This is a genomic window from Stenotrophomonas sp. FR010 (assembly GCF_047520755.2).
In the GTDB taxonomy this organism is placed as follows: domain Bacteria; phylum Pseudomonadota; class Gammaproteobacteria; order Xanthomonadales; family Xanthomonadaceae; genus Stenotrophomonas; species Stenotrophomonas sepilia.
In genome coordinates, this window is sequence record NZ_JAXBQT020000013.1 from 23155 (window position 1) to 47146 (window position 23992).

At 64.2% G+C, this 23992-nt stretch carries 32 protein-coding genes and 1 tRNA gene; 17 read left to right on the plus strand and 16 right to left on the minus strand.

The window, feature by feature from the left end; all coding sequences use genetic code 11:
- Positions 1 to 142 precede the first annotated feature (142 nt).
- From tolB to queC, 5 genes are all read left to right on the plus strand, one after another.
- Complete coding sequence (tolB, locus tag ACM0PK_RS12985; RefSeq protein WP_414607153.1) at positions 143 to 1462, plus strand: Tol-Pal system beta propeller repeat protein TolB; 1320 nt, start codon at positions 143 to 145, stop codon at positions 1460 to 1462.
- Positions 1463 to 1526: 64 nt separating this feature from the next.
- On the plus strand, positions 1527 to 2045 hold the full coding sequence (gene pal, locus ACM0PK_RS12990; protein ID WP_005418510.1) for a peptidoglycan-associated lipoprotein Pal: 519 nt from the start codon (positions 1527 to 1529) through the stop codon (positions 2043 to 2045).
- A gap of 3 nt (positions 2046 to 2048) precedes the next feature.
- Positions 2049 to 2867 (plus strand): tol-pal system protein YbgF, encoded by an 819-nt coding sequence (gene ybgF / locus ACM0PK_RS12995; protein WP_019660125.1) that lies wholly within the window; start codon positions 2049 to 2051, stop codon positions 2865 to 2867.
- A 113-nt stretch (positions 2868 to 2980) separates the two neighbouring features.
- Positions 2981 to 3682, plus strand: a complete 702-nt coding sequence (gene queE, locus ACM0PK_RS13000) for a 7-carboxy-7-deazaguanine synthase QueE (RefSeq protein ID WP_111201914.1) — start codon at positions 2981 to 2983, stop codon at positions 3680 to 3682.
- Between the two features lie 77 nt (positions 3683 to 3759).
- Positions 3760 to 4425, plus strand: a complete 666-nt coding sequence (gene queC, locus ACM0PK_RS13005; protein WP_414607152.1) for a 7-cyano-7-deazaguanine synthase QueC — start codon at positions 3760 to 3762, stop codon at positions 4423 to 4425.
- A gap of 90 nt (positions 4426 to 4515) precedes the next feature.
- Here queC and ACM0PK_RS13010 read toward each other — a convergent pair whose 3' ends face one another.
- Positions 4516 to 5469, minus strand: coding sequence for a DUF2268 domain-containing putative Zn-dependent protease (locus ACM0PK_RS13010; protein ID WP_111201916.1), 954 nt, complete (start codon positions 5467 to 5469; stop codon positions 4516 to 4518).
- A 167-nt stretch (positions 5470 to 5636) separates the two neighbouring features.
- Here ACM0PK_RS13010 and ACM0PK_RS13015 point away from each other — a divergent pair.
- From ACM0PK_RS13015 to ACM0PK_RS13030, 4 genes are all read left to right on the plus strand, one after another.
- Positions 5637 to 5712 (plus strand) — tRNA-Lys (locus tag ACM0PK_RS13015).
- Between the two features lie 318 nt (positions 5713 to 6030).
- Positions 6031 to 6450 carry a type II toxin-antitoxin system RelE/ParE family toxin gene (locus ACM0PK_RS13020; protein ID WP_049420139.1) on the plus strand — a complete coding sequence of 140 codons (420 nt, stop codon included), beginning with the start codon at positions 6031 to 6033 and terminating at the stop codon, positions 6448 to 6450.
- A gap of 1 nt (position 6451) precedes the next feature.
- Entirely contained in the window at positions 6452 to 7006 is a 555-nt protein-coding gene (locus ACM0PK_RS13025) for a helix-turn-helix domain-containing protein (protein WP_080355922.1), read from the plus strand.
- A gap of 41 nt (positions 7007 to 7047) precedes the next feature.
- A complete protein-coding gene (locus tag ACM0PK_RS13030) occupies positions 7048 to 7581 on the plus strand; it encodes a hypothetical protein (RefSeq protein ID WP_146110230.1) in 534 nt (177 codons plus the stop codon).
- 91 nt (positions 7582 to 7672) lie between these two features.
- On the opposite strand, the gene ACM0PK_RS13035 is transcribed toward ACM0PK_RS13030, so the two are convergent.
- Together ACM0PK_RS13035 and ACM0PK_RS13040 are read right to left on the minus strand one after the other, a co-directional pair.
- Complete coding sequence (locus ACM0PK_RS13035; RefSeq protein ID WP_065428172.1) at positions 7673 to 8827, minus strand: site-specific integrase; 1155 nt, start codon at positions 8825 to 8827, stop codon at positions 7673 to 7675.
- 383 nt (positions 8828 to 9210) lie between these two features.
- The gene (locus tag ACM0PK_RS13040; RefSeq protein WP_414607151.1) at positions 9211 to 9612 is read right to left on the minus strand and encodes a hypothetical protein; all 402 of its coding nucleotides are present in this window, start codon (positions 9610 to 9612) and stop codon (positions 9211 to 9213) included.
- Positions 9613 to 9704: 92 nt separating this feature from the next.
- Here ACM0PK_RS13040 and ACM0PK_RS13045 point away from each other — a divergent pair, with 92 nt between their 5' ends.
- Positions 9705 to 9923, plus strand: a complete 219-nt coding sequence (locus ACM0PK_RS13045) for a hypothetical protein (RefSeq protein ID WP_049420130.1) — start codon at positions 9705 to 9707, stop codon at positions 9921 to 9923.
- Between the two features lie 8 nt (positions 9924 to 9931).
- On the opposite strand, the gene ACM0PK_RS13050 is transcribed toward ACM0PK_RS13045, so the two are convergent.
- The 11 genes from ACM0PK_RS13050 to ACM0PK_RS13100 are packed head-to-tail and all read right to left on the minus strand — an operon-like array spanning position 9932 to position 15278.
- Complete coding sequence (locus ACM0PK_RS13050; protein WP_049420128.1) at positions 9932 to 11914, minus strand: DNA cytosine methyltransferase; 1983 nt, start codon at positions 11912 to 11914, stop codon at positions 9932 to 9934.
- Positions 11907 to 12605: a hypothetical protein gene (locus ACM0PK_RS13055; RefSeq protein WP_049420127.1), complete on the minus strand. Its 699-nt coding sequence runs from the start codon at positions 12603 to 12605 to the stop codon at positions 11907 to 11909. The genes ACM0PK_RS13050 and ACM0PK_RS13055 overlap by 8 nt, the downstream gene beginning before the upstream one ends.
- On the minus strand, positions 12602 to 12994 hold the full coding sequence (locus ACM0PK_RS13060) for a hypothetical protein (RefSeq protein WP_180850672.1): 393 nt from the start codon (positions 12992 to 12994) through the stop codon (positions 12602 to 12604). The genes ACM0PK_RS13055 and ACM0PK_RS13060 overlap by 4 nt, the downstream gene beginning before the upstream one ends.
- A 7-nt stretch (positions 12995 to 13001) precedes the next feature.
- Complete coding sequence (locus ACM0PK_RS13065; protein ID WP_180839901.1) at positions 13002 to 13490, minus strand: hypothetical protein; 489 nt, start codon at positions 13488 to 13490, stop codon at positions 13002 to 13004.
- Positions 13487 to 13726 carry a hypothetical protein gene (locus tag ACM0PK_RS13070; protein ID WP_111007519.1) on the minus strand — a complete coding sequence of 80 codons (240 nt, stop codon included), beginning with the start codon at positions 13724 to 13726 and terminating at the stop codon, positions 13487 to 13489. Before ACM0PK_RS13070 ends, ACM0PK_RS13065 begins: the two co-directional genes overlap by 4 nt.
- On the minus strand, positions 13723 to 14049 hold the full coding sequence (locus ACM0PK_RS13075; protein WP_111007518.1) for a hypothetical protein: 327 nt from the start codon (positions 14047 to 14049) through the stop codon (positions 13723 to 13725). Before ACM0PK_RS13075 ends, ACM0PK_RS13070 begins: the two co-directional genes overlap by 4 nt.
- On the minus strand, positions 14046 to 14318 hold the full coding sequence (locus tag ACM0PK_RS13080) for a hypothetical protein (protein ID WP_164072186.1): 273 nt from the start codon (positions 14316 to 14318) through the stop codon (positions 14046 to 14048). The genes ACM0PK_RS13075 and ACM0PK_RS13080 overlap by 4 nt, the downstream gene beginning before the upstream one ends.
- Before the next feature lie 15 nt (positions 14319 to 14333).
- Positions 14334 to 14654: a hypothetical protein gene (locus ACM0PK_RS13085; RefSeq protein WP_080355944.1), complete on the minus strand. Its 321-nt coding sequence runs from the start codon at positions 14652 to 14654 to the stop codon at positions 14334 to 14336.
- A gap of 2 nt (positions 14655 to 14656) precedes the next feature.
- The gene (locus ACM0PK_RS13090) at positions 14657 to 14806 is read right to left on the minus strand and encodes a hypothetical protein (protein WP_180839899.1); all 150 of its coding nucleotides are present in this window, start codon (positions 14804 to 14806) and stop codon (positions 14657 to 14659) included.
- A complete protein-coding gene (locus ACM0PK_RS13095; protein WP_049420714.1) occupies positions 14803 to 15057 on the minus strand; it encodes a hypothetical protein in 255 nt (84 codons plus the stop codon). The genes ACM0PK_RS13090 and ACM0PK_RS13095 overlap by 4 nt, the downstream gene beginning before the upstream one ends.
- On the minus strand, positions 15054 to 15278 hold the full coding sequence (locus ACM0PK_RS13100) for a hypothetical protein (protein ID WP_049420713.1): 225 nt from the start codon (positions 15276 to 15278) through the stop codon (positions 15054 to 15056). The genes ACM0PK_RS13095 and ACM0PK_RS13100 overlap by 4 nt, the downstream gene beginning before the upstream one ends.
- Before the next feature lie 278 nt (positions 15279 to 15556).
- Here ACM0PK_RS13100 and ACM0PK_RS13105 point away from each other — a divergent pair, with 278 nt between their 5' ends.
- Positions 15557 to 15850, plus strand: coding sequence for a hypothetical protein (locus tag ACM0PK_RS13105; RefSeq protein WP_049420710.1), 294 nt, complete (start codon positions 15557 to 15559; stop codon positions 15848 to 15850).
- Positions 15851 to 15859: 9 nt separating this feature from the next.
- Here the strand turns inward: ACM0PK_RS13105 and ACM0PK_RS13110 are convergent, their stop codons facing one another.
- Both ACM0PK_RS13110 and ACM0PK_RS13115 read right to left on the minus strand, forming a co-directional pair.
- The gene (locus tag ACM0PK_RS13110; RefSeq protein ID WP_049420709.1) at positions 15860 to 16213 is read right to left on the minus strand and encodes a hypothetical protein; all 354 of its coding nucleotides are present in this window, start codon (positions 16211 to 16213) and stop codon (positions 15860 to 15862) included.
- The gene (locus ACM0PK_RS13115; RefSeq protein WP_414607150.1) at positions 16167 to 16700 is read right to left on the minus strand and encodes a hypothetical protein; all 534 of its coding nucleotides are present in this window, start codon (positions 16698 to 16700) and stop codon (positions 16167 to 16169) included. Before ACM0PK_RS13115 ends, ACM0PK_RS13110 begins: the two co-directional genes overlap by 47 nt.
- Positions 16701 to 16777: 77 nt before the next feature.
- On the opposite strand from ACM0PK_RS13115, the gene ACM0PK_RS13120 reads away from it, so the two are divergent.
- The 6 genes from ACM0PK_RS13120 to ACM0PK_RS13145 all read left to right on the plus strand — a co-directional run bounded on the left by ACM0PK_RS13120 (position 16778) and on the right by ACM0PK_RS13145 (position 23986).
- Entirely contained in the window at positions 16778 to 17104 is a 327-nt protein-coding gene (locus ACM0PK_RS13120) for a helix-turn-helix domain-containing protein (protein WP_049420706.1), read from the plus strand.
- Positions 17105 to 17401: 297 nt separating this feature from the next.
- Positions 17402 to 17956, plus strand: a complete 555-nt coding sequence (locus tag ACM0PK_RS13125) for a hypothetical protein (protein WP_219629916.1) — start codon at positions 17402 to 17404, stop codon at positions 17954 to 17956.
- Positions 17957 to 18363: 407 nt separating this feature from the next.
- Positions 18364 to 20778 (plus strand): DUF5906 domain-containing protein, encoded by a 2415-nt coding sequence (locus ACM0PK_RS13130; RefSeq protein WP_414607149.1) that lies wholly within the window; start codon positions 18364 to 18366, stop codon positions 20776 to 20778.
- Between the two features lie 348 nt (positions 20779 to 21126).
- Complete coding sequence (locus ACM0PK_RS13135; RefSeq protein ID WP_414607148.1) at positions 21127 to 21771, plus strand: hypothetical protein; 645 nt, start codon at positions 21127 to 21129, stop codon at positions 21769 to 21771.
- Between the two features lie 17 nt (positions 21772 to 21788).
- Positions 21789 to 23687 (plus strand): terminase gpA endonuclease subunit, encoded by a 1899-nt coding sequence (locus ACM0PK_RS13140; RefSeq protein ID WP_495498531.1) that lies wholly within the window; start codon positions 21789 to 21791, stop codon positions 23685 to 23687.
- Complete coding sequence (locus tag ACM0PK_RS13145; protein ID WP_049400525.1) at positions 23687 to 23986, plus strand: helix-turn-helix domain-containing protein; 300 nt, start codon at positions 23687 to 23689, stop codon at positions 23984 to 23986. Before ACM0PK_RS13140 ends, ACM0PK_RS13145 begins: the two co-directional genes overlap by 1 nt.
- Positions 23987 to 23992: the final 6 nt, after the last annotated feature.

Below are 23992 nucleotides of genomic sequence, written 5' to 3' on the forward strand. Positions count from 1 at the left end.
TGTTAGCCACGACGTTAACGGTGCGTGAGAAGACGGGCTGGAACTGACCCGGAATTCACGTACCCTTGGTTCATGATTGCGAAGCGGTTCACTCCCGCTTTGTTATCCCTCGTTCCGGTTTCCCCTTATTGTTGAGCGCTCCATGAAAAAGATGCCTCGCTGGCTTGCCGTGTTTGCGGCCCTGTTGCTGCCCTTTGCTGCTGTCGCGCAGCAGAAGGGGCTGGATATCGACATCATCGGCGGCAATGCCTCCGCGCTGCCGATCACCATCGTGCCGATGCCCTATCAGGGTTCGTCGGCCGCTCCGCAGACCGACGTCGCCGGCGTGGTCCGTGCCGATCTGGAGCGTTCGGGCCAGTTCCGCACGCTGCCGGAAGCGCAGATCGCCGAGAAGCCCGTGCGGGGGGGGGATATCCAGTTCGCGACCTGGCGCGCGCTGAAGCAGAACTACATCGTGGTCGGCCGCGTGCTTGATGCCGGTGCGGGTGCCTACCGCGTCGAGTACGAACTGTTCGACGTGCCCAAGGGCGAGCGCCTGCTGGGCCTGGCGATGACCGCCCGTGGCAACGCCATGCGCGACGTTGCCCACCAGATGGCCGACGCCATCTACGAAAAGATCACCGGTGTGCGCGGCGCCTTCTGGACCCGCATCGCCTACGTGACCGCCAGTGGCAAGGGCGACGCCATGCGCTACGCGCTGATGGTGGCCGATTCCGATGGCTTCAACCCGCAGACCATCGTGCGCTCGGCCGAGCCGCTGCTGTCGCCGTCGTGGAGTCCGGATGGCAGCAAGCTGGCCTACGTCAGCTTCGAGCGTGGCAATTCGGCCATCTACATCCAGAACATCGGCACTGGAGCGCGCGAGCTGGTCACCAGCTTCCGCGGCATCAACAGCGCCCCGGCGTTCTCGCCGGATGGCCGCAAGCTGGCCCTGACCCTGTCGCGCTCCGGTAACCCGGAAATCTACGTGATGGACCTGGGCAGCAAGCAGCTGACCCAGCTGACCAACCACTTCGCCATTGATACCGAGCCGACCTGGGCACCGGACGGCAGCGCGGTGTACTTCACCTCCGATCGCGGCGGCCGTCCGCAGGTCTACAAGGTCGGTGCCGGTGGCGGCAGCGCCGAGCGCGTCACCTTCCAGGGCAACTACAATGCCAAGCCCTCGGTGTCCTACGATGGCAAGAAGATCGCCGTCGCCCAGGGCTCGGGCAACAGCTACAAGATCGCGATGATGGACAGCTCGCTGGGGTCGCCCCGCTGGAGCACGCTGTCCCCGGGTTCGCTGGATGAATCTCCGAGCTTTGCGCCCAACGCAAGCATGGTGCTGTACGCCGCCCGCGAAGGTGGCCGTGGTGTGTTGTATGCCGTTTCGGCCGATGCGCGGGTTCGCCAGCGCCTGGTCCTGGCCGACGGTGATGTGCGCGAACCGGCATGGTCCCCATACCGTACCCAGCGCTAAAAGAGTGTTAATATTTTCGTTGTCTTGAACCCCTCATCGGCTTAGGAGCCACAAAGGTATCGCCATGAACAAGTCCACCCGCGTTCTGCTTGTTTCCCTGCTGTCTGTGGCCGTCCTGGCCGGTTGCTCGAAGAAGGTGAAGGAAGAGCCGGCAGCCCCGGTCGACACCGGCACCTCGACCACCACCCCGACCGGTCCGTCGACCTCCGGCCTGTACGGCCCGGGCGATCTGGACACCGACGCCTGCCTGCGCCAGCGCGTTGTCTACTTCGACCTGGACAAGGAAGACGTGAAGCCGGAATTCCAGGCCATCATGGCGTGCCACGCCAAGTACCTGCGTGACCGTCCGTCCTCGCGCATCACCCTGCAGGGCCACACCGACGAGCGCGGTTCGCGCGCGTACAACCAGGCCCTGGGTGAGCGTCGTGGCAACGGCGTCAGCTCGGCCCTGCAGGCCAACGGTGGTTCGGCTTCGCAGCTGACCGTCGTGTCCTACGGTGAAGAGCGTCCGGTCTGCACCGAGTCGAACGAGTCGTGCTGGTCGCAGAACCGTCGCGTCGAAATCGTCTACACCGCGCAGTAATCCATGCGCATTGGCATCAAACTGATGCTGGTCGTTGCGGCAGCCCTTGTGGCTGCCGCACCGGCGCACGCACAGCGACAGAGCCTGGCTGACCGTGTCGGCGCGCTCGAGCAGCAGATGTACAACAACAGTGCCAACCAGGACCTGTTGAACCAGATCAATCAGCTGCGGCAGCAGGTCACCAGCCTGCAGGCCTCGATCGAGCAGTTGCAGCATGACAACGCCCAGCTCAAGCAGTCCGCCCAGGATCAGTACCTGGATCTGGACAGCCGCCTGAACCGGTTGGAAGGGGGCAACGCCGCCCCGGCCCTGCCGCCCGTTCCGGCGAGCGCGCCGAAGGCCGCACCGGCCCCGGCAAAACCCGCAGCGGCGGCCACTTCCGAGCGGCCGCCTTCGGTCCATGGTGATGCTGGCAGCCTTGCCGCCACCGGCGACGAGCGCACCTCCTACAACGTTGCCTTCGATGCGTTGAAGGCCGGCAGGTACGACGATTCGGCGCAGCTGTTCCTGAGCTTCCTGGAGTTGTACCCGAACGGCGTCTACGCGCCGAACGCGCTGTACTGGCTGGGCGAGAGCTACTACGCCACCCGCAATTTCCCGATGGCCGAGACCCAGTTCCGAGAGCTGCTCTCGCGCTATCCGACCCACGACAAGGCCGCGGGCGGCCTGCTCAAGATCGGCCTCTCGCAGTACGGCGAGGGAAAGGTCGACCAGGCCCAGCAGACGCTGGAGACCGTCGTGGCGCAGTACCCCGGTTCGGACGCCGCGCGCACCGCGCAGGACCGCCTGCAGTCCATCCGCCTGGGCAAGCAGATCCGCTGATCCGCTGAGCGGGCGTACAATAGGTGCCCTGTAGAGCCGAGCCCACGCTCGGCTGCTTTCGTTTCCGGCCACGGTAGCCCACCCGCCACGTGTCCAACCAAGAAGTACCCGCCATGACCGCCGTTACCCCGTCAAACGCCGTCGCCACCCCCAGCGACATCGTGCAGTCGCCGCTGCCGCGCCTGAAGATCACCGAGATCTTCACCTCGCTGCAAGGCGAGGCCGATACCGCCGGCTGGCCGACCGTGTTCGTGCGCCTGACCGGCTGCCCGCTGCGCTGCCAGTACTGCGACACCGCCTATGCCTTCCACGGCGGCACCTGGTGGGACATCGACGACATCGTGGCCGAGGTGCTGGCCCAGGGCGTCCGCCACGTCTGCGTGACCGGCGGCGAGCCGCTGGCGCAGAAGCGCTGCCTGGTGCTGCTGCAGAAGCTGTGCGATGCGGGCATGGATGTCTCGCTGGAAACCTCCGGCGCGCTGGATGTCAGTGCAGTGGACCCGCGCGTGTCGCGCGTGGTCGACATCAAGACGCCGGGCTCGGCCGAAGCCGCCCGCAACCGCCTGGAAAACCTGCCGCTGCTGACCGTCCGCGACCAGATCAAGTTCGTCATCTGCAACCGCGAGGACTACGACTGGGCCAAGGCCATGGTCGCCGAGCACGGCCTGGTGGAGCGTTGCACCGTGTTCTTCTCGCCGAGCAAGGGCGAGATCAGCGCGCGGCAGTTGGCCGACTGGATCGTCGAAGACCGGCTGCCGGTGCGCTTCCAGATGCAGTTGCATAAAATCCTGTGGAACGACGAGCCGGGCCGATGAGCCGGCGCAGCGTTCCCTGATGTAGCTCCGGCGCGGGACAGCGTGCTGGCTTTCCCCTCCCAACCGGAAGATTTCCCATGAAGAAGGCAGTCGTGCTTGTCTCCGGCGGCATGGATTCAGCCGCCGTCATCGCCATGGCCCAGGAACAGGGCTTTGCCGTGCATGCCCTGAGCGTGCGCTACGGCCAGCGCCACACCTCCGAACTGGATGCCGCCGCCCGCGTGGCCAAGGCCCAGGGCGTGGTCGCGCACAAGACCGTGGACGTGGACCTGCGCAGCATCGGTGGCTCGGCGCTGACCGATGACATCGACGTACCGGAGGCGGGCGGTGCCGGCATTCCGGTCACCTACGTGCCGGCGCGCAATACCATCATGCTGTCGCTGGCCCTGGGCTGGGCCGAAGTGCTCGGTGCCAATGACATCTTCTGCGGCGTCAACGCCGTCGACTACTCCGGCTACCCGGACTGCCGCCCCGAGTTCGTGGCCGCGTTCCAGGCGCTGGCCAACCTGGCCACAAAGTCGGGCGTGGAAGGCGCCGGCATCAAGGTGCATGCCCCGCTGCAGTTCCTCAGCAAGGGCCAGATCGTCAGCGAAGGCGTGCGCCTCGGCGTGGACTTCAGCCTGACCGTGTCCTGCTACAACGCCGACGCCAACGGAGCTGCCTGTGGCCACTGCGACGCTTGTCGCCTGCGCGCACAAGGCTTTGCCGAAGCCGGCGTGCCCGACCCCACGCGGTACGCCTGACCGCGCCTGGTAGAGCCGGCCGCTGGCCGGCTTCCCCGGTGGGGCAATCACTCCCTCGGTGGTGCCAACCGTTGGTCCGCACTCCTTGACCTAGCGGGCCTGCAACCATCCCGATGCCTCGATGAAGGCCCGCACCGCAGCCGGATCGGCATAGTCCAACTCGATCATCTGCGCGACAGCAGTCCTCTCGTCGGTCTGCCGGCGCATGTACTCCTGCGCAATGCGGTAGCCGGCGTAGTAGCCCAGGTCACTCACCCCGAACGGATTGCGCGCGCTGTTGTACAGCCAGTTGTCCAGGTTGTCCCCGTGCATCTCCGCACGGAAGCGCGCGCGGATTTCCGCTTCGTGCGCTGGCCCATAGGTGTACAGCGGCAACGCCGGGCGGCGCCCGCTGATGCGCTCTGCCACGTATTCGGCCACGCCTTCGCGTACCGCGTACTGGGCCAGGCTGCCGGTGGTCTCGCGCTGCTGGGTATGCACGTATTCGTGCAGGTTGTTCTGCGCGTTGTTCGCACCGGGGCGGCTGTCGTAGAAGATCCGCAGGCGGCTGCGCATCGGCTCGGGCAGCTCGCTCACGTCCACGCGCTCATCGCCGAGCGCCATCTCCGCGCCGATCAATACCTTGTTGCCCAGCGTGGTGCCGCCTGTGCGCAGCACGCCCACTGCATAGGTGATGGTGGCTGGACGCAGTGCCGGGTAGAGCGCCCGGAACGCAGTCAGGTCGCGCTCCAGCGTGGCGCTGGCGAGCTGTGCGTTGGCGGTGAGCGGCCGCACCGACGTCCAGAAGCGCGGCCACGCCCACATGGCCACGGCGTATTCGCGGGCAGTGTAGTGGCGCACCTGCATCAGCGCATGCAGCCCGGGGCTGCCGGGATCGATGTAGCGTTGCTGGACCAGCGCCACCCGGCGTTCGCCATCGGGTTCGGCGCGCACCGCATCATAGGTGGCCCAGAAGCGGGCGATGTCGTCAGTGACGACCTGGGATGGGGCGGCCAGGGCTGCGCAGGGCAGCAGGGCGGCAAGCAGGCTGGCGATCAGACGCATCCATGGCTCCGGGAAAGGATCACAGATGGGATGCGACAATGGCCCGAAAGGTTTAAGCCGCTGGTAGTGCCGGCCGCTGGCCGGCATCCTCGACACACCGGGGTTTCACGCGACCGGCCAAAGTAGGGTAGAATGCCCACCCCGCCGAAAGGCTGGGGCAGTGCAATGGGCCGTTAGCTCAGTCGGTAGAGCAGAAGACTTTTAATCTTTTGGTCGAAGGTTCGAATCCTTCACGGCCCACCAGTGAAATCAATGACTTAAAGGCGCCCGAGTGGCGCTTTTTTCGTCAGCTCCGTAATTGACTCCAGAATTCTCCCTGCCATCGGCGCCGTGACGAGACTCGCTAATCAGGCCCAGAAGCCTTTAGCTGCCTCGATAGGCACTGCTGATCTGTGCGTGAAAGCTTCTTATCTCTTTGATTTCTAACGACAATTGCCTCTTCCTCGGTGCGTGATATGCTCCATTCAACAAGGAACGTAGTCTTAGGGGGCGACCAATGAACGGATTGAAATGGCTGAACGTACGTGCCATTCCTTTTCCATAACTCGTGAGTTATATTGAATGTCCTGGACGATCAATGTAACGACCGATGCGAAGGAGTTCTTGGATGGACTCACTGCCGACGAAAAGGTGGAAGTGTTCGCAACTATCAAGCTGCTCAGCGAGGTGGGGCCGGCATTGCGTCGTCCCGCCTCAGGAACTCTGCGTGACAGTGACCTGTCCAACCTGAAAGAGCTCCGCATCCGTTTTGAGCGTAAACAGTTCCGCATCATCTATGCGTTCGACTCTGAACAGAATGCAATTCTGCTCGTCGGTGGTGACAAGGTCCCACTTGGCGAGAAGCTCTGGTACCCCAAATACATTGCCAGAGCGAAGAAGCTCTACGAGGCGCATGAAGCCGAGATTGAGTTGAGGCGCCGACAAGCTACTCACAGTCCTCGTGGGAAGGTGGCCAAACGTGGAAAGAAGCAGGGGAAGTAAAATGGCAACGTTGAATTTTGAAGAAATCCTGGCCGCGCAGCCGCTCGCTGTTCAGCGTTCAATTGACGCTCGTTTCCATGAGCTAGTGTCTGCCTACCCGCTTGCTGACTTGCGCTGTGCCGCTGAGTTGACTCAGGGTGATGTGGCGACTCGGATGCAGATCAGTCAAGCCGCAGTGTCCAAGATGGAAGCCCGAGACGATGTCCTGCTTTCGACTCTTTTTCGCTTCGTGGAAGCGATCGGCGGAAAGCCACGCTTTTGTATTGAGCTAGCAGATCGTGAGTTCGAAGTCTGCCATTCCGAGCGTGGCGCATCTTCTGCGTTCCATCTGCGAACACATCCGCGCGGTGCTTTTACTCCTGACGATATCTATGCCAACACTATGCATAGAGCCAGGGCTGGACGAGCTGCGAAAGTCTTCGGTGCATTGAATGGTGCATGGACTCACGGGCATGCAGCCTTGCGTTCAGGCTGGATGAGCGCCGAGTCTTCATCCTCGGTCGCGGAGAACGATGTGTGCTATGCGTCGACTCCGGAACTTGGTCTGGCTGCATGAGAACTAGCCCCTTACAGGTTGGAAAGGTCACTTACACGGATGTGAACATCCGTGCTACGCCTAATGTCGAAGCTGCCGCGATTGAGCGCGACCTGCCGATCGAGATCGAGGCCGCTGTGTTCTACTCAGCGAATGGGCAGCATTTCGCCACATTGACTGTGACCCAGAAGGATGAGCAATTCGCGTACACGATAGAAGTGTCTGCATTCGCTCCATTCACCATTGATGTCGTTGGTTGTGCCGAGGCTTACAAGACTGCCTTTAATCCAGGTGTAGTCGGTGTAAACGTGGTCCGTGTGATCTACTCCTCAGTGAGGGACATGATCGCAGGCGTGACGGCGCGCGCGCCGTGGGAGATCGCGTGCATGCCCACCATGATCATCGAGCCTCGCGACATTAGCCTGAACTATGAGCAGGACGGCCGAGAGGAGATCCTTCGATCTCAGTTTGGAATGACGGACGAGAAGATTGATGAGCTGAATAAGGCAAGGGCAGCTCAGAAGGCTAGTGCCCAGAAGCCCTCTGCTCAGAGGTCAAAGCGTAGGATGCCCTCAGTACCGGCTCAGTCCGAATAGTTGTACTGGGTGAGTTGAGCGTGAAATAAGGGCGGCCTCAGGCCGCCCTTTGTGTACTTGGTGTCCTATGGGAGAGTGACCATCCCATGCTCTAGAGATCTTTGATCGTTGAAGGCTTTACGCGTGGAACGCTCTTGTCGTAGACCTTCATCATCGCATCGGTCACGCCTAGTGCGTCCTGGCGTTCAGCGCGGTTGCCAGCCGTGTCGGTACCGCCCTTTCGCTTGAGGTCGTGGAGGCTGAAGCGCTCCTCGACCGAGATGACCCCGGCGCTGATCGCTAGTTGGATGAAGCGCTGCCAGGTGCTGTCCAGGCTCGTCTTCTGCAGCGGCTCGCCGTGTTCTGCGAGGAAAAGGAAGCGCAGGTCGGCGCGAAGCTGCACGGGCAGCCCGTGGTGCTTGATGATGCCGTCGCGGCGCGCAATGGCAGCATCCCAGGCGCTACGCAGTCGCGGCGTCCATTCCACCAGATTATCCCGGCTGCGCTTCCGTCGATTGGTGTGCAAGCCCTCGGCCGTCCCTTGTGCTTCGGTCAGGGTGAGGGTCTCAATGCCACGCAACCGACAGAGGTAGCCCAGCTCCATGATCATCCATAGATACTGTGGCACCGAGCCCTCAGTTCTCGCTGGTCGCTGGCTGCGCTCCTGTGCGAATTTAAGCAGCTTGATGTATGCATCATCGGTGGGCAGTCGCTGCCGCTTGCGCTCCTTCGCCTGTTCCAGGCCCTGCGCGGGGTTGTGGTTCACGATGCCCCGATTCAATGCCCAGCGGAAAACGAGCCGTGAGTAGCGCAGCACCTTGTTTGCTTTCGTGGGTGTGCCTGCCGATTCAATCCGATCAATAAGGCGCTGGAAATTGTGATTCCGTAGTTTGTTGACTTGGAGCTTGCCGAACGGCACGCCCAGGTTCGTGGGGTAGCCCACTAGGACATTACGCGCCGACTCGTAGTCCGCACGCGTGCCAGCCGCGAGCCCCTTGAACTTGGCACTGTCGTGGTACTGAGTGCAGACCCATTCCACAGTTCCGGTGCCTTCTGCTGACTCCATGAGGCCATGCAATTCGGAGAGCTTGGCTTCGGGACCCGCGACCGTTCGGCGAGTTTTCCGGGGGCCATCGATGCCAGTCGTGGCTTCGAAGATGTACCAGCGGCCACGGCCCGTCGCATCCCAGTAAACGCCCTTGGGGATCTTCGTCTGGTCGATGTGTGACGGGATGGATGGATTGTGTTTTCGCGGTCGAGGTGCCATCAGATTACGTCAGTCCCATATGCATCGTTCGACGCCTGCTGCAGTCCGAGAGCGGCGTTCATTGCTGCTGCCGTGGTCCAAATTCCACCTTTGCCGTCGTACTTGTAGCGGATGCCGCAAGTACGCGCCCAAGCCTCTACTGTTGCGAGGCGCGGACGCTCGCCAGGTCTGCAAAGTTCCTGTAGATCCTGAAATTGGAGAACTTCTCCGATCAAGCGGGACCTCCTTCGGCAAGGCGGAATCGTGACGGTGACCAGTCACAGCTTTCATCTGCGGGGATGTGGCCGAACATCGCTGTGCATCGACGGCAATGCACGCAGTCGCCGCAGGTCTTACGCTCGGGCAGATCCATATCGTCGCCGGTGCGGCCATACGGCTTTCGCTCAGCCATGGTCGGGCCCCTTCTTGCATTGGTTGCAGGGAACGCTGTCGGGCGCCCGGATGGAGAACCTGGTGCCACGCACGTGCTCCCCTGGGCGGATAACGATGTGCCAGCCGGCCTCGCGGGCCCCAAGCAGGCGCAGTTCGTTGGTGCCGAACTCGTCCAGGCCGAGCATCTTCGCGGCGAGCTCGATGTGGTTCGGCGAGATGGGCCGGTCGCGGTAGAACAGGTCGTAGACGTTGTGCTTCGAGCAGCCCCAGACCTCTGCCAGGTCCTGCATGCGCTTGCCTTCCTCCAGTAGGTGGCGCTTGAGGTGCGAGCGCACGCTGTCGATCGAGCGGGGGATGCGAATCGGACGGCCACCGGCGGCCATGCCGTTGTTGGCGTGCTGGCGGCGGCTCATAGAAGCCCCCTGGCGGCTTGGGCCGGGTACCGGCTGCCATTGACCAATGAGCGGCTTCCGGCGAGCATCTCGGGACCAGCAAGGAGCGCGTCATGAAGCCAGAGATCAAGAGTGATTCGTTGAGCACCAGCTACTACGGCCAAGACATCTACGTCGAGGCTTGGCAACCGGAAGGCGGGAAGGCATTTGTGCACCTTGTACAAGCCGGTGAGCTCCCTGATATCGACAAACCCGACTGCGGGGAGCACGACACGCTCGAACAGGCGCTGCACGCTGGTCTGCGGTTTGCGACTACCTTGATCGACAACTAGCGCTGAGCTCATGCGGCCTCCGCCAGCGGCAAGGCCACCGGGTCTAGGTTGGCGGCGATCAACGCGTAGAACGGTGGCGGGCTGACGCTGTTTCCGCACATGCGGACCTGGGCCGTGGTCTTCAACACTGTGCCGTCGGCGGTGCGGTCGATGATGTAGGTCACCGGGAAGCCCTGCGCACGGAACAGCTCGTGCGGCTTGAGCATGCGCAGGCCGATATCCACGATGACGTAGGGCGTGCCCTTGATCACCACCGTGACCAGCGCTAGGCGATCCTTGGTGGTCACGGTGTCCACGGGATCGTGCAGATTCACGGCGATGCCGCTGCCGTAGTACTTCACCAAGAACGCTGCCACACGCAGGGCGCCTGCCTCTTGCTCGGGCGACAGCTGGGCCAGCTCGGCCTCTGGCAGGGCATGCCCGCCGTTGCCACTGGCCATGACCGTGCCGACTGGTGACCGGGCATCTTTGCTGCCAGTACCCCAGCGCTTGGGGCCATCCGGCCGACCTTCGCCGTGCGCGGCCTGCACCATGAAAGCCGAGGACACGCCAAGGGCATGCGCGGCGCCCGCTGGGCGCGCGGCACCAGCACCAGAAGTGATCGTTGGCACCGGCTCGGTGGCGCCCCTGCCGATGCTGTCGCCGCGGAACTTCACCAGATGCGGCGCGGCCACAGCGTGCTTTACACCGCCCGCGACAATCGTGCCCAGCGGCTGCTGCAGATCCAGCGCACGAGGGGCCTGGCCCTCGCGCTCGCCATAGCCGGTCTGGACAAGTGTCGGGGATACCACCGAAAAGTGCCCACCCTTCACCCCGGCGCAGACGGTAGGAAGTGGCTCGCCCGCTGCCATCGTCCGCTGACGGCTTGCGTTGGCATGCTCGGTGAGGAACGGCGCCAGCTCGGGCGCCACCAGCATCAGCTCGCCGCGATTGGCGGCGGTGATAGTGCGCATGGGGTCGCGCACGCTATGCACGCGATCGCCGCCCTGGTGCGTTGCAGGGACGATGAAGGGATCGGCTGAGTTGATGACGTGCCGCATCACGCCCTTGGCGATGCGGCGCATGGTGGCGTCGGCCAGCGGCCGGTCCCGAGTAAAGATGGACGGGCAGGGAATCGAGAAGTCCAGGCAGTCAGCAGCAGTCACGCGCGGCTTCTGTCCCGGGGCTGGCCCATGGGTCGGCTCGGGCCACACGATGGGCTGGCCATCGCGGCGGCCGAGCAGGAACAGGCGTTCGCGGCTGGTGCCGGCGCCGTAATCGCTGGCCACCAGCTTGCGCCACTCCACCGCGTAGCCCAGCGCCCGCAGTGCTGCGACGAACTGCAGCCAAGTGCGGCCGCTGTAGCGCTTGTGGGGGACAAGAGCCTGGCGCTCGACGGGCACCCGCTCGCCCTTGTTGGCGACTCGGTTGACCATGACCGGCTTGCCACGCCGGAACATCGGCTTTCCCGACTCCGGATGCACGGCCTGGACCAAGTCCAGGGTGATCACCCGGCCGGTCCTGGAGCAGCGCTTTGCCACCAGCGGACCCCAGGTCAGGATCTGCCACACGTTCTCCATGGAGATGATGCGCGGCGCGGTGTTGGTCCCGTGCAGCCGATCAGCACGCAGCAGCTGGCCAACCCACTTCAGTACCACCCAAGACAGTGCGCGGGTCTTGCGGCTGCGCGGCTGGCCGCCCTTGGCCTGGCTGAAGTGCGTGCAGTCCGGCGAGGCGTGGAACCAGCCGATGGGCCGGCCGGCCACGTCCACGCGCGGGTCGGCGTGCCAGATATCCTCGCGGTGGTGCTGGGTCAGCGGGTGATTGGCGGCGTGCATGCCGATGGCCAGCTCGTCGTGGTTGTAGGCGAGGGCGGGATCGATGCCGATGGCCTGCTTAAGCCCTTCCGATGCGCCGCCACCGCCGGCGAACAGATCCACGACGATCTCGCCGGGGCGCAGGCGGGAGACCTGTGGCGGCGGGAAGTTGAAGGAGCGGGAACCGTCAGCCATGTGCTGCCTCCCAGGCGACAAGCGCCTCAGCTGCAAGCGGCCGCACGAACCATGCCGCTGGGCCATCTTCGGTATCACCCAGCCAGACCAAGCGCCAATCTGCGCCGGGGCCAGTGGGCTGCCACGCGCGCATCTCATCCCAGTAGCGATGGTCCCCGGTCTCCACGGCTTCTTCGGTGAAGTCGCCAAACGTCACCTGCAGGTCGAATCCCTGTGCGAGGAACAACGGCCGTAGCGACACCTCGCGACCGTCAGCCCACTTGGGCACGTCCGGGTGGCACAGGATCTCGCCGTCGGCGTTGCGCGCCGGGAGGCGACTCGGGTGGTACAGGCCGCGCCACGGGTCCGCAGGATCGATGACAGTGCGGCTCTGATTCCTGACCAGCTCCAGCAGTTCGTCGGCCTGCGCCAGCCGGGCGCGGGTCGTATCGCAGAGAGGCGTGTCGCCATCCTGCATGCTGCTGCGCAGGGTGGCGCGATAGGCGGTGACGGCGGTTTCGAATACGCGCAGATCCTGCAAGCGTGGCAGGCGGTGGTGCAGATCCCGCAGCGCGGTTTGAGCCTGGCCGAGGGTGATGGCCTTTGCTTGGTTGGGCAGCCACACAGCCTCGACAGCGAGCGCGCTGATCGTTTCGAATGCGTCGCGCAGAACGGGGCAGTTCGTGGGGAGAGTGGCAAGTTTCTCGGTCATCGGCGGGCCTGCTTGAATTGGGTGTCGGTGTTGACGAACGCGCCAGCGAGCGGCACTACCTGGGACGCTTGCTCGGCGCCAGCGGAGCGAAGGGGGAAGGGCGCGGCATGGCGATAGCGCCGGTTCGGGTCGGAGGCGAACCGGCCGGCGTCGATGCGAATCACCTGGTACTCAGTGAAAGCCTCATCCGGAAGCACTTCGCGTGCTTCCTCGATCAGCGCGACAAAGCGCGCCTGCCACTCGACCGGCATCGATTGCAGGGTGCGTCGCGGCACCACGTGATAGGCGGCGCGGCTGAGGCCGAAGGCGCGCCAGACGGGGCCATCGGAATAGGTACTGCCGGGCCTGCCGGGTTCGGTGGCGGTCGCGGGGTGGGATTCGCTGCTCATGCGTGCCTCAGTCCATCTCATGGGCTGCCATGCGCTCTGCATAGCTGCCGTGGTTGGCGGTGTGCCGGCTCATCAGCGGGCGAAGTGGGGTGTGCCCGAGCACCTCGATGTGCCCGCCCGCTGCGAGGAAGGCGTCCAGGTCGTCGGCTAACTGCTGCCGGTCGAGTTCCCTGTGACGAATCGTGGTCGCCGCGTCACTGACGCCGGTGAGCGGACCTACCACGCAGGTCGGTCGCTCCCGCGCAGGTACCGCGCGCAGCGGCGCGATCGCATGTTGCGTGTGGCTGGAGAGGCGCCAGATCCCGCGCACGCCCGAGCGGTGACAGATGGCCTGGCCGCTGCGCGCCAACCCCTTCAACGTGTAGCCGATAGCCTGGTGCGTGCTGTTGATGCGACCAGCGGTCTTGATCTGTTCGACCGTAGCGCCTTGCGGGAACATGGACAGGACCTTGCGCACTTCGGCGGCCCGGCCGATCTGTTGCGGGCGGGCGCTCATGCGCGGGCCTCCGCGAGCATTTCGCGCATTGCCCAGCCGTGGTGCAGGACACGCGATGAGTGGTGAGCAACGGCATCCGGATTGTTGGTCAGGACGAGCGTGTCCTCCAGTGGATACGCGGTGTGGCCGTCCCAGTCGTCCAGTACCTCACGCAGGCCAAAGTGCGTGCGCAGTTCCTGTGCGTTGGAGGTCTTGCCGCAGCGTTGCGGCCCATAGATGACAACAGAGCGGTTCATGCGGCGATTCCTCGCGTGCGGCGCGTAGCGCGGTTGTTGGGGGAGATCGAACGAACACGCACGCCTTGGCGGTCGAGCCAGCGGTGCGCGGCCTGGGCGGCAAGTCGGTTGAGGGAAAACGAGACGCCGCCGAGGGTGAGCGAGTGGTGCGATACCCCCACGCTCCGGCTGGCGCTGGCGGCGACCTTCAGGAGCGACTCGCGCGGCGCGGCGGTGTAGAGGCCGGCCCATAGCCAGCCCTGGCAGACCATCAATACGAGTGACTCGCCCTGATGGCCGGTGGCGAATTGCTGCTCCACTGGCAGAGTGGGTTGCACGCTCATGCCGTCATTGCCAGGTCGCGGGCCTTGGCGATCTCCGCCTCGGCGGCGGCGATGCCGGTGGCGGTCAAGGTCGCCTTGCGCGGCAGCTGCGGGTCGTCGTACCTGATCAGCACGCGCTCATCCAGCCAGTTCATGACGCGGCGCGTGAACAGCTTCTCGGGGCGGTTGCGGGGCGCGAATCCGTTGGCGGTGCGGTGGAGGGTGAGGTCCGAAGCGCCATGCGCTGCGAGCAACGCGGCTTTTTCCTTCGGCTTGAGTGGAGCGGACATGGCTTGTTCTCCTGGTCAGGCAGCGATGGGCGTGGAAGGGGAGTCGGCAGCGATCTCGGCAAGGACCTCGCCGCGATTGCGGGCGAGCAGAGAGATCGGGATGCGCAGGTGTGCCAGGCTTGCTTCCGTCCAGCGCAGCTCTGCCAGCGCGGCTTTTTCCATCGGTACCGGGCGGGTGGCGAGGCCACACCTATGGCATTCGATGTGCAGCAGCGGCGGGCAGGGGGCGCCCAGGCGATGGCCGGTAGGGGCGCCCTCGGTCACCACGACGTGAGGTCGATGGCCGGGACCACACAGCGGCACGGAATCGGGGAGCGGGCGAGAGGTCTGGCGCATGGTCAGCCCCTCACCGAGGTGCTGATCGCCCAGCGTGCCTTGGCCGCATCACGGTCTGTGTGCGCCTGGTGGATCTCGGCGATGCGCAGCGGCACGACAACTGCGGCCACCAGTGCGACGGCGGCCCAAGCGAGGCGGAGACGCCGGCTCATGCGACACCTGCCTGCACAACGACAAGGGTGCCGTCACTGGTGATTCCAGGACGCCCGCCCGTTGCCTCGCACAGAGCCTGCTGCAGGTCGAGAGCGTCCTCTTGCCAGAATTGAGCGGCGTCCTCTGCTCGCCACAGCTGTTCCCGAAGCCGCTCATTCTCGACAGCCAAACGTGCGGCCTCTGCGCAGAGCTGGCTGAACGCCAAGCGGTCGAGACGGCGCCAGATCGCGCCTGCAGTTCGTGCGCTCATGCCCGCACCTCGGCCGACAGGTCCCGTGAGCAGGCCTCCAGGCGGAGGCTGGCGACGCCCATGCGCCGGGAGCGGCGCAGCTGGTTGCGGTTGTGTTCGCCCTTGCTGCGGACCCAGAGGGTTCGGGCGGTGCTGTGATCGCGTGCTGCCACGGCCCGCAGGGCCTTCACGGCCAACAGCGGCAGCAGGCAGGGGCTTGGATCGGCGTAGCGATGGGACATGGCGCGCTCCTGTTCGAAGGAGGGCGCCGGCGGGTCAGGTGCCGAGGGGGCGGCTGCTGCCGGTCAGGGGAGGGGCCGGCAGGGTGGCGACCCGCCGGTCGCCCGCCAGCTGGAGAGCTGGCAGGGCGGACTCTACAAACAAACTTGCGTGCAAGTCAACAAGAAAACTTGCGCCAGGAGCGATGCAGTGCTCAGGACGTGCGTTTGGTCGGGCATGGCACCCGGCTGAATAGGCTGATGGGTGTTAATCTCCGGCCCTTCAAGGGAGGAGGGGGCCTATGGACGTGTTCTTCAGCACGATGGGTGCGTTGGGTGTTTGGCTTGTGGCGCTTGCCGTGTTTGCATTGGCAGTGCTGGGGCTGCTCATGCCCTTGGCGGTTTTTGGTATCAAGCCCCTATTGCGAGTCCTGATCGAGGAGCAGCGCAAAACGAACCGCATGCTCGCAAAGCAAGGGCTTCGGGATCAGGGCATAGAGCCAAGGGACGTGGCAAGTGTTGCCACGTCCAGAGATGACGGCGAGCCGCAGACGCTGGAGGAATTCATTCGCGAGCGTGGTGAGCGTAGGCCGTGATACCGCCAACTAAGGGCGTGGCAGCACTTCGGCCATGTTCTTGATGAGGCCAGTTTGTTCAAGGGGGAAGCCTTCCATGATCGCTTCCCTCGCTTCTTCCATCTCGCACAGCAGCGTGCGCAGCTCTGTCGGGGATAGGTCGCTGAGACGTTGTCTCAGGATTAGGTGCTGGTCGACCAGCCAGTTGAGCTGGAAGGCTTCGCGCAGAAGGCGAATCCTCCGAATGTATGCCAGGGCGATGGCGTCGCTAGGTCCAGTCGTAAGGCACTGGCGCAGGCACTTTCCGTCGGGCGGCCGAGCCTGCTGCCGAACCTTGCTAGCGAGTGCCAGCGCGAGAGCTTCCAGTGCTGCCGCTTCCTTCATGATCAACCCCCTTTGAAATCTGGCGCTTCCGCAGGTGTGCGGTGAAGTCGACCACGTTGTCCGGCGTAACCGCCTTCTCCTGGCGGGCAGCCAGGTAGTTGTGAGCCAAGATGACAATCGAGGCGTCGTTCGCGTCTTCTGGGTCAAACGATGACCCAAGAGCGAGGCAGGCCAGGCGGACAAGTTGATACGACGCGGCAAGCGTAGGGGCGTCGAGTTGCACGGGTTGAGACTGTGCAGAACGAGGTGAAAAGAGCGCGCTAAGAGGCTCGCTTTTGTCCCAGCTTAGGAACTGTTCCACCGACATGCCGAATGCGCGTGCCAGCTCCAGCATGTACCTGGGGCGACGGGTGGGGGTGTCCAGTAGTTGCTGGATATGCTGGTACTTCACGTTGGGAGCACCAGCAGCGCGGACACGGGCTGCGAGAGCCTCCACGCCAAGCCCGTGGGCCTCCATAAGGCCCCGTGTGATTTCACCGATCAACATGCAAACGATCTTGCACTGTTGATTCGCAAGAAAGATTGCGTTAGTTTGTCGCAAGAATTCTTGTGAACGGACATTCCATGACCCCTCTGCAACGGGCAATCGCGATCTGTGGGACCCAGAGTGAGCTGGCGCGGCGCGTGACCGGCAAGCCCGCGACTGGCTACGTCTATCACTGGCGAAAGAACGGTGTGACCGAGGAGGTGGCGATTGCCATCGAGAGGGCGGTCGCCTCGGCGATGGCTGAGAACCAGGACGCCGCGAAGCGAGCCGACACCCTCGGAGGCAGAGTGACCGCTGACGAGCTGATACCGGATGTGCGCTGGGAGCGTGATGCGGGTGGTGCCATTGTCGGCTACTTCAAGCGCGTCAGCGGACCGGCGGGGGTGGCTAATGTCAGCCCGTGACCCAGCGCTAATCTTCTCCATAGCTCGCCACGGCTGGGTGCGCGGACACCGAAGGTACCGTCTTTTCCGAGTCTGGCAGCAGATCCGCAAGAGCGGGGTGGTTCTGGCGCTCTTGGTGATGATTACTCTTCTTGTACTCGGAGCACAGGGGCGCCCACAGGACCGCAACAACGCCGCCCACCCCCGTGTGGACGTCAAAGGATCGGATGGCCTGAAAGCGCATGCGCTGAGGGAACGTAATGATCTCTGGCATGGCAGCAATGTTGAGGGCAGCGTTCCCCGGCAGGAAACGATGAAATGCTCGGCATTTCAGGGGGCTGCGTGACCTGTCTCCGATCCGACCTGTACTGGCGGGACGCCCTGCACAATGCAGTGGCCCGCGCCCCTGGTGGGCTGCAGGATGCGGCGGCCCACATCAGCAAGCGCCGAGGCAAGTCGATATCGGCGGAGACGCTGCGGAAGAAGCTCCGGGGCATCGATGGTGAGTCGGTCTCTATGGAGATGGCCGAGATCCTGACGGACTACTTGCTGCTGTTCGTAGGCACGCAAGACATTGCCACGGACTGGGTTTGCTCGCTCGCAGGTCAGTACAGCCTGATGGTTGACTACGTCCCGCCGCCGCCGAAGGCCGGGTGGTCCGACGAGCTGGCAGCGATCCAGGCAAAGCTGCTGGAGCTGCACAAGCTGACGGGGGCATTGGCTGGTGCAGGTATCGATGCCTTGGCCGACCAGCGACTGACCGTTCCCGAGGCGGATCGAATCCAAGACCTGTCGCGTGAGGTACGCAAGCTCTGCTACCGCCTGGAGCGCAATGCATGCCGTGCGGCTGGACAGCAGGGGATGGAGGACTGAAGTGGCGACCCACCACGCCCATCGATCCAAACATCGAAGGCGTGGCCTACCCAGCGCATCTGCGCGACAAGCCATGGAACTCGCAGCCCTGGCGCTGACTGATGCAGTGCCCGGGTTGATTGGTGAAGAAGCGATGGCAGAGCGCGAGCGCATACGCCAGAGACAAGAGCAACAAGACAACCGGCAGCACTGTCTGCCTTTGGGGAACCCTGATGTACCAAGCAAGCATTGATGCGGCCCCATCCCCCCGGGTGGCTTGTGAAAGGCCGTGTGCTGGCCGCGCTACTGAATCCGCCCTGGGATCGAGAGGCGTTCTCGATACCAGCGATGGGTCCTTCCTGGGCCTGACGAACGCGGGTATTCGGACGCGCATTTCCTGGGTACATAGCGGCTCGGGAAACTACTGAATGTCTGAGAATTATGGGGATGTGCTGCAGCAGCTGCAGTCTGCCGGGCTGCTGGTCACCGAACTGGACACCACCGGGCGCATGGTCCGGTGCCGCGTCGAAGGTTCACGCGAGCGCCGGGGCTGGTACGCGCTCCACGAACTGAACACCTCGGCCGGCGAAGTTCTGGTCGTCGGTACCTACGGCGTCTGGCACGGCAACGAGAACGGCGCGACCAAGGTTGATCTGCGTAAGCGCGACAAGACCTTCTCCGATGAACAGCGCGAAGCGCTGCGCAACCGCCTGGCCGAGGATCGGCGCAGGGCGGAGACCGCCCGGCAGACCCAGGCGAAGCGAGCGGCAGAGCGAGCGTCGTCCGCCTGGGCCAAGGCCAATGCCGTTGGCGAGGCCGACTACTTGGTCAGCAAGGGCGTGCAGGGTTTCGGCCTGCGCTATGGCACCACGGGCGCCGCACTTGTCCCGCTGCTCGACGTCAACGGACAGGTGCATGGCCTGCAGGTGCTGCGCAGCGCGAAGCTGGCGGCGGCAGGTCACAAGCCTGCGAAGGAATACTGGCCGGCCGGTATGGTCAAGAAGGGCCACTTCCACCTGATCGGCGGAAGTCCCCAGTGGATCCTGCTGGTGGCCGAGGGCTACGCCACTGCGGCCACGCTGCACATGGCTACGGGCTACCCGGTGGCCGTGGCGTTCGATGCCGGCAACATGCTGGCCGTCGCCTCGGCCCTGGCGAAACGCTATCGCGGCAGCAAGATGCTGCTGTGCGCAGACGACGACGTGTTGCAGAAGTGCCGGCAATGCAAGAGCCGCCTGGTGCTGGCCGATCATCCGCAGTTCTGCCCATCGTGCGCGCAGCCGCATGGCGCATCGAATGCCGGCCTGCTCGGTGCCGAGGCCGCAGCGCTCGACGTGGGCGGAGCGGTGCTGCACCCGGTCTTTGCCGATGAGCCGGCCAGGCGTGAGCGCTTCATCGACACTGGCCGCAAGATCAGCGACTTCAACGATCTGCACGCCCACGAAGGCCTGCATGTCGTGCGCGCGCAGGTCGAGGCCCGTCTCACGGAGCTTTCATGGCGGGTTCCTGCAGAAAAGCGCGCGCCTTCCCTCACCAGCAACGGGGGCGAGGGCAATGATCGTCTTGCTCCCATCCACTCGCTGACCGAGCTGCTCGAGCGCTTCGCACTGGTGTACGGGCAGGGCGGCACGGTGTTCGACCACAAGGAACACATGCTGGTTGCGCTGGGCGACATGCGCGACGCCTGCGTGCGTAAGGAATTGCACCGTGCGTGGATGGAGCACTCGGATCGGTCCATCGTGCGTGTCCGCGAGGTCGACTTCGACCCCTCGGGCGAGAAGCCGGGCGTGACCTGCAATCTTTTCGCAGGCTGGCCGACGGTGCCGCAGGAGGGCAACTGCGACCGGCTGCTGCAACTGCTCTGGCACATGTGCGGGAACGAGGCCAACCAGAAGGCGCTGTACGACTGGGTGGTCAAGTGGCTGGCGTACCCGCTGCAGCATCCGGGTGCCAAGATGAAATCGACCATCGTCATCCATGGTCCGCAGGGCACCGGCAAGAACATGTTCTTCGATGAGTACATGAAGCTTTACGGTGAGTACGGCCGCGTGCTTGACCAGGCCGCCCTTGAAGACAAGTTCAACGACTGGGCAAGCCGCAAGCTGTTCCTGCTGGCCGACGAAGTGGTTGCACGCACCGAGGTCTACCACCTCAAAAACAAGCTCAAGGCGCTGATCACCGGTGATCGCATCCGCATCAACCCGAAGAACATCCAGGCCTACGAGGAAGACAACCACGCCAACCTGGTGTTCCTCTCAAACGAGGCGATGCCGGTCGTGCTGGAAGAGGATGACCGCCGCCATGCGGTGATCTGGACCCCGGACAAGCTGAGCCTGGAGTTCTACACCGAGGTGCTGGCCGATATTCGCAACGGCGCGACGGCGGCGCTGCACCACTACCTGCTGCAGGTTGACCTGACCGGCTTCACCAACGGCACCAACCCGCCGATGACGCAGGCCAAGGAAGAACTGATCGGCCTGAGTCAGGACAGCCCGCAGCGGTTTCTGGACGAGCTCTACGGCGACGACATTCCCGGGCTGAAACCCATGCCGGCGCTGTCGAAGGAGTGGTACGAGGTCTACAAGGCGTGGTGCGCGCGCGAAGGCATGCCACGCCCGGCGCCGTCACCAAAGTTCATCAACGCGCTGGTGCGCAAGCGCCAGATCCTTCACCCCGACCGGGCGCGGAAGCGCTACCAGATTGAGCAGACCGTCAACGGGCCACATGGGTTCCTGATGCTGGGCGACTGCACGGTGCCTGACGGCAAGACAGAGGCCGCATGGCTGGGCGACCAGGTCGTTTTGTTCCGCCGCATGTACGCCGACTACAAGGGGCGTGCGTGATCACTATGCCCATCAATGTGCGGGGTGTGCGGGATGTGCGGGCAGATGTGCGGGCATTGAATTGCTGCGAATCGCTTGCGGCAGTAGACGTGTGCGGGACGTGCGGGTATTGGCCTACATGGGCGGGCGCGGGCGCGGGCGCGAACGAGTATCGCGATCCCATGACGCAATGCGCCTCGCGTGCATATATGGGTGACCGCACATCCCGCACACGCCGCACACGCCTTGTGCCACGTCGATTCAGCGGCTATCGCGTCCCGCACATGACGCCGCACAGCCCGCACATGCTCACGCGCGCGCGTTTTTCCGCTTTAACGATCTTCGAAGGAAATGGAGTAGGGGGAAGCAATGGCTGAGGAAGACGTGACGATCACTGGCAAAGAGCTGGCCTCGCTGATCGGCTGCAAGCCGTCCTACGTGGTAGAGCTGAGGAAGAAGGGCAGGGTGGTGGTGGGTCAGGGCGGCAAGGGATTCCTGAAGTCCGCCTCCCTGGAACTGTACGCACGCACCGCAGACCCGGTCTATGCCGGTGTCGCCCAGCGCCACGCAGATGAGCGCGGTAGCGCGCTGGTGGGGAGCGGGGAGGGGGCCGATGCAGTCGACGCCGACATCGATGACGACGAAGACGATGGCGACGACGACGATGCCAAGCCTTCACGGGTGGGTCGGCCCCAGACCCCGGACTCTGCGCGCAAGGCCAAGGCGCTGGCCGACAAGGCAGAAACCGACGCGCACATGGCCCACATCGCGCTGCAGAAGGAGCTGGGGCTGCTGCTGCCGCGCGCGGACGTGGAGGCGTTTCTCGCTGAGCATGCGACGACGTTCCGGGGTGCGATGGAGCGCCTGGCCGATACGCTGGCGCCGCAGCTCGCCGCAACGCTGGATGAGGCCGGTTGTCGGCGGCTGGTCTGGGATGAGGTGAGCCACGCCCTGGAAGAACTCAGCCAGGGCTTCCGCACGTTGGCGGCCAAGGCAGCGGAGGCTGCGGAATGATGGAGGCACAGAGCTGCATGGCGTCGGTGCTGGCGCGATCGCTGCAGCCGCGGCGGCCCATGAGCGTTTCGCAGTGGTGCGACGAACACATGCGCCTGTCCACCAAGAGCGGCAGCAAGCCCGGGCGCTGGGTGACGGACCGCAACCCGCCACTGCGTGAGCCGATGGACAACATGTCCGCCCGCAGCCCGGTGCATGACCAGGTCTGCATGTTCCCGATCCAGTTCGGCAAGAGCCAGCTGGCGACCAATGCCATGGCCTACTGGATGGACTATGCGCCGGGCCCGATGATGTACGCGCTGCCGGGTGAGGTGTCCATGAACAAGTGGATCGCCCAGAAGCTCAACCCGATGATCGAGGTGTGCGCTGCGGTCAAGAAGGCGCTGACCAGCACCGCCAGCCGCGACAGCGCGAACCAGCGCACGTTCAAGGACTTCGCTGGCGGCCAGCTGTTCGTGGAGCACATGGGCAGTCCGCAGCGCCTGAAGTCTTCGACCGTGAAGTACCTCCAGGTGGATGAGATCGATGAGGCGCCGCAGCAGCTCTCCACGGGCGACGATCCGGTGAAGATGCTGGACGGCCGCACGTCGTCCTTCCCAACGACCTACAAACGCCAGTACATCAGCACGCCGGGCATCGCCGGGCTCAGCCGCATCGCCAAGCTGTACGACAAGAGCGATCAGCGCCGGTATCACGTGCCGTGCCCGCACTGCGGCCATTACCAGGCGCTGCAGTGGAGCGGCCTGGTGTGGTCGCCCGACAAGAGCCACGCGTGGTACGCGTGTTGCGAGTGCGGTGTCGCCATCGAGGAACACTTCAAGACCGACATGATTGCCAACGGGCGCTGGGTGGCGGCCAACCCGGACTCGCCGATTCGCGGCTACACCATCAATTGCCTGTACTACCAGTTTGGCCTGGGGCCGCGCTGGTTGGACCTGGTGAAGGAGTGGCTAGAGGCACAGGGTGATCCTGCCTCCCTCAAAACCTTCGTGAATGATCGGCTGGCCGAGACGTGGGAAGACCCGTCGATGCGCGCGGTCAAGCACAACGTGATCAAGGATCGTGCCGAGCCGTACGCCCTGCGGTTGGCTCCCCTCGGGGTGCTGGCGGTGACGGTGGGTGTGGATACCCAGGATGGCCGCCTGGCGGTCCACACCATCGGCTGGGGGCGTGGCATGACCGCCTGGACCTTGGACTATGTGGAGCTGCAGGGTGATCCCGCAGAGGATTCCGTCTGGGTTGCGCTGACAGACCTTCTGAACCGCGCCATCGAGCGAGCGGACGGCGCTCTTCTGCGCCCGATGGCCGTTGCTATCGATGCCGGTGGCCACCGCACGGAGGCGGTAAAGAACTACGTGCGCCAGCGGCGTGTCACAAGGCCCATGTGTATTTTCGGCGCCGTGCCGAACAATGCCCCGGTTCTGTCGAAGGGCAAGCTGGCTGACGTGACCTGGAACGGTAAAACGGACAAGCGTGGCATCACCATTCACCACGTAGGCACCGTGGCTGCGAAGCACTATCTGTATAGCCGCCTCTCTGCCGATGCGGAGCGCGCCGTCGAATCGCGTCTAGTGCACTTCAGCGATGAGCTGCCGGATGAGTACTTCCCCGGTTTGGTGTCGGAGGTCTACAACCCGGTGAAGAACCGATTCGAGAAGAGGGTTGCACGTAACGAGCCGCTGGACACTTGGGTCTATGCCTATGCTGCCGCGCACCACCCGGAGGTCCGCCTGCATCGCTACACGCGCGCAGACTGGGACGTGCTGGAGGCCCGCCTGCTGCTGACCGTGAACAGCACGGATTCCCGTGAAACAGAGGCTGCGCCTGCCGAGGTCGAGGCGAAGATTGTTTCGCGTGGAACCCAACAGGTCCGGCCGCGTAGCAGCGGACTGGCGCGAGATGGGTGGGCGCTGTAATGGCAAAACGTACCGAGTCGGCCGAAGAGCTGAGGGAGCGGATCCTGGCCGCCATGCGGGCCGACATTGGCATCAGTGAGCGCATGGCGCTGCCGTTCGTTGAGTCGGTGATGCAATGCTTCGCCGGCGAGCAGCCGTACTTCCCTGCCGCAGTTCGGACCTATCCCCTGGCCGAGATTCGTCGTTCTTTAGAGGCTGGGATTCCCGTGAAACAGGTCATGCGGGACTTTGACGTGTCGAGATCAAAGCTGCACGAGTTGTTCCCTGGCGGGCTCCCGAGAAAGGAAAAACAGGTGTAGTCCACG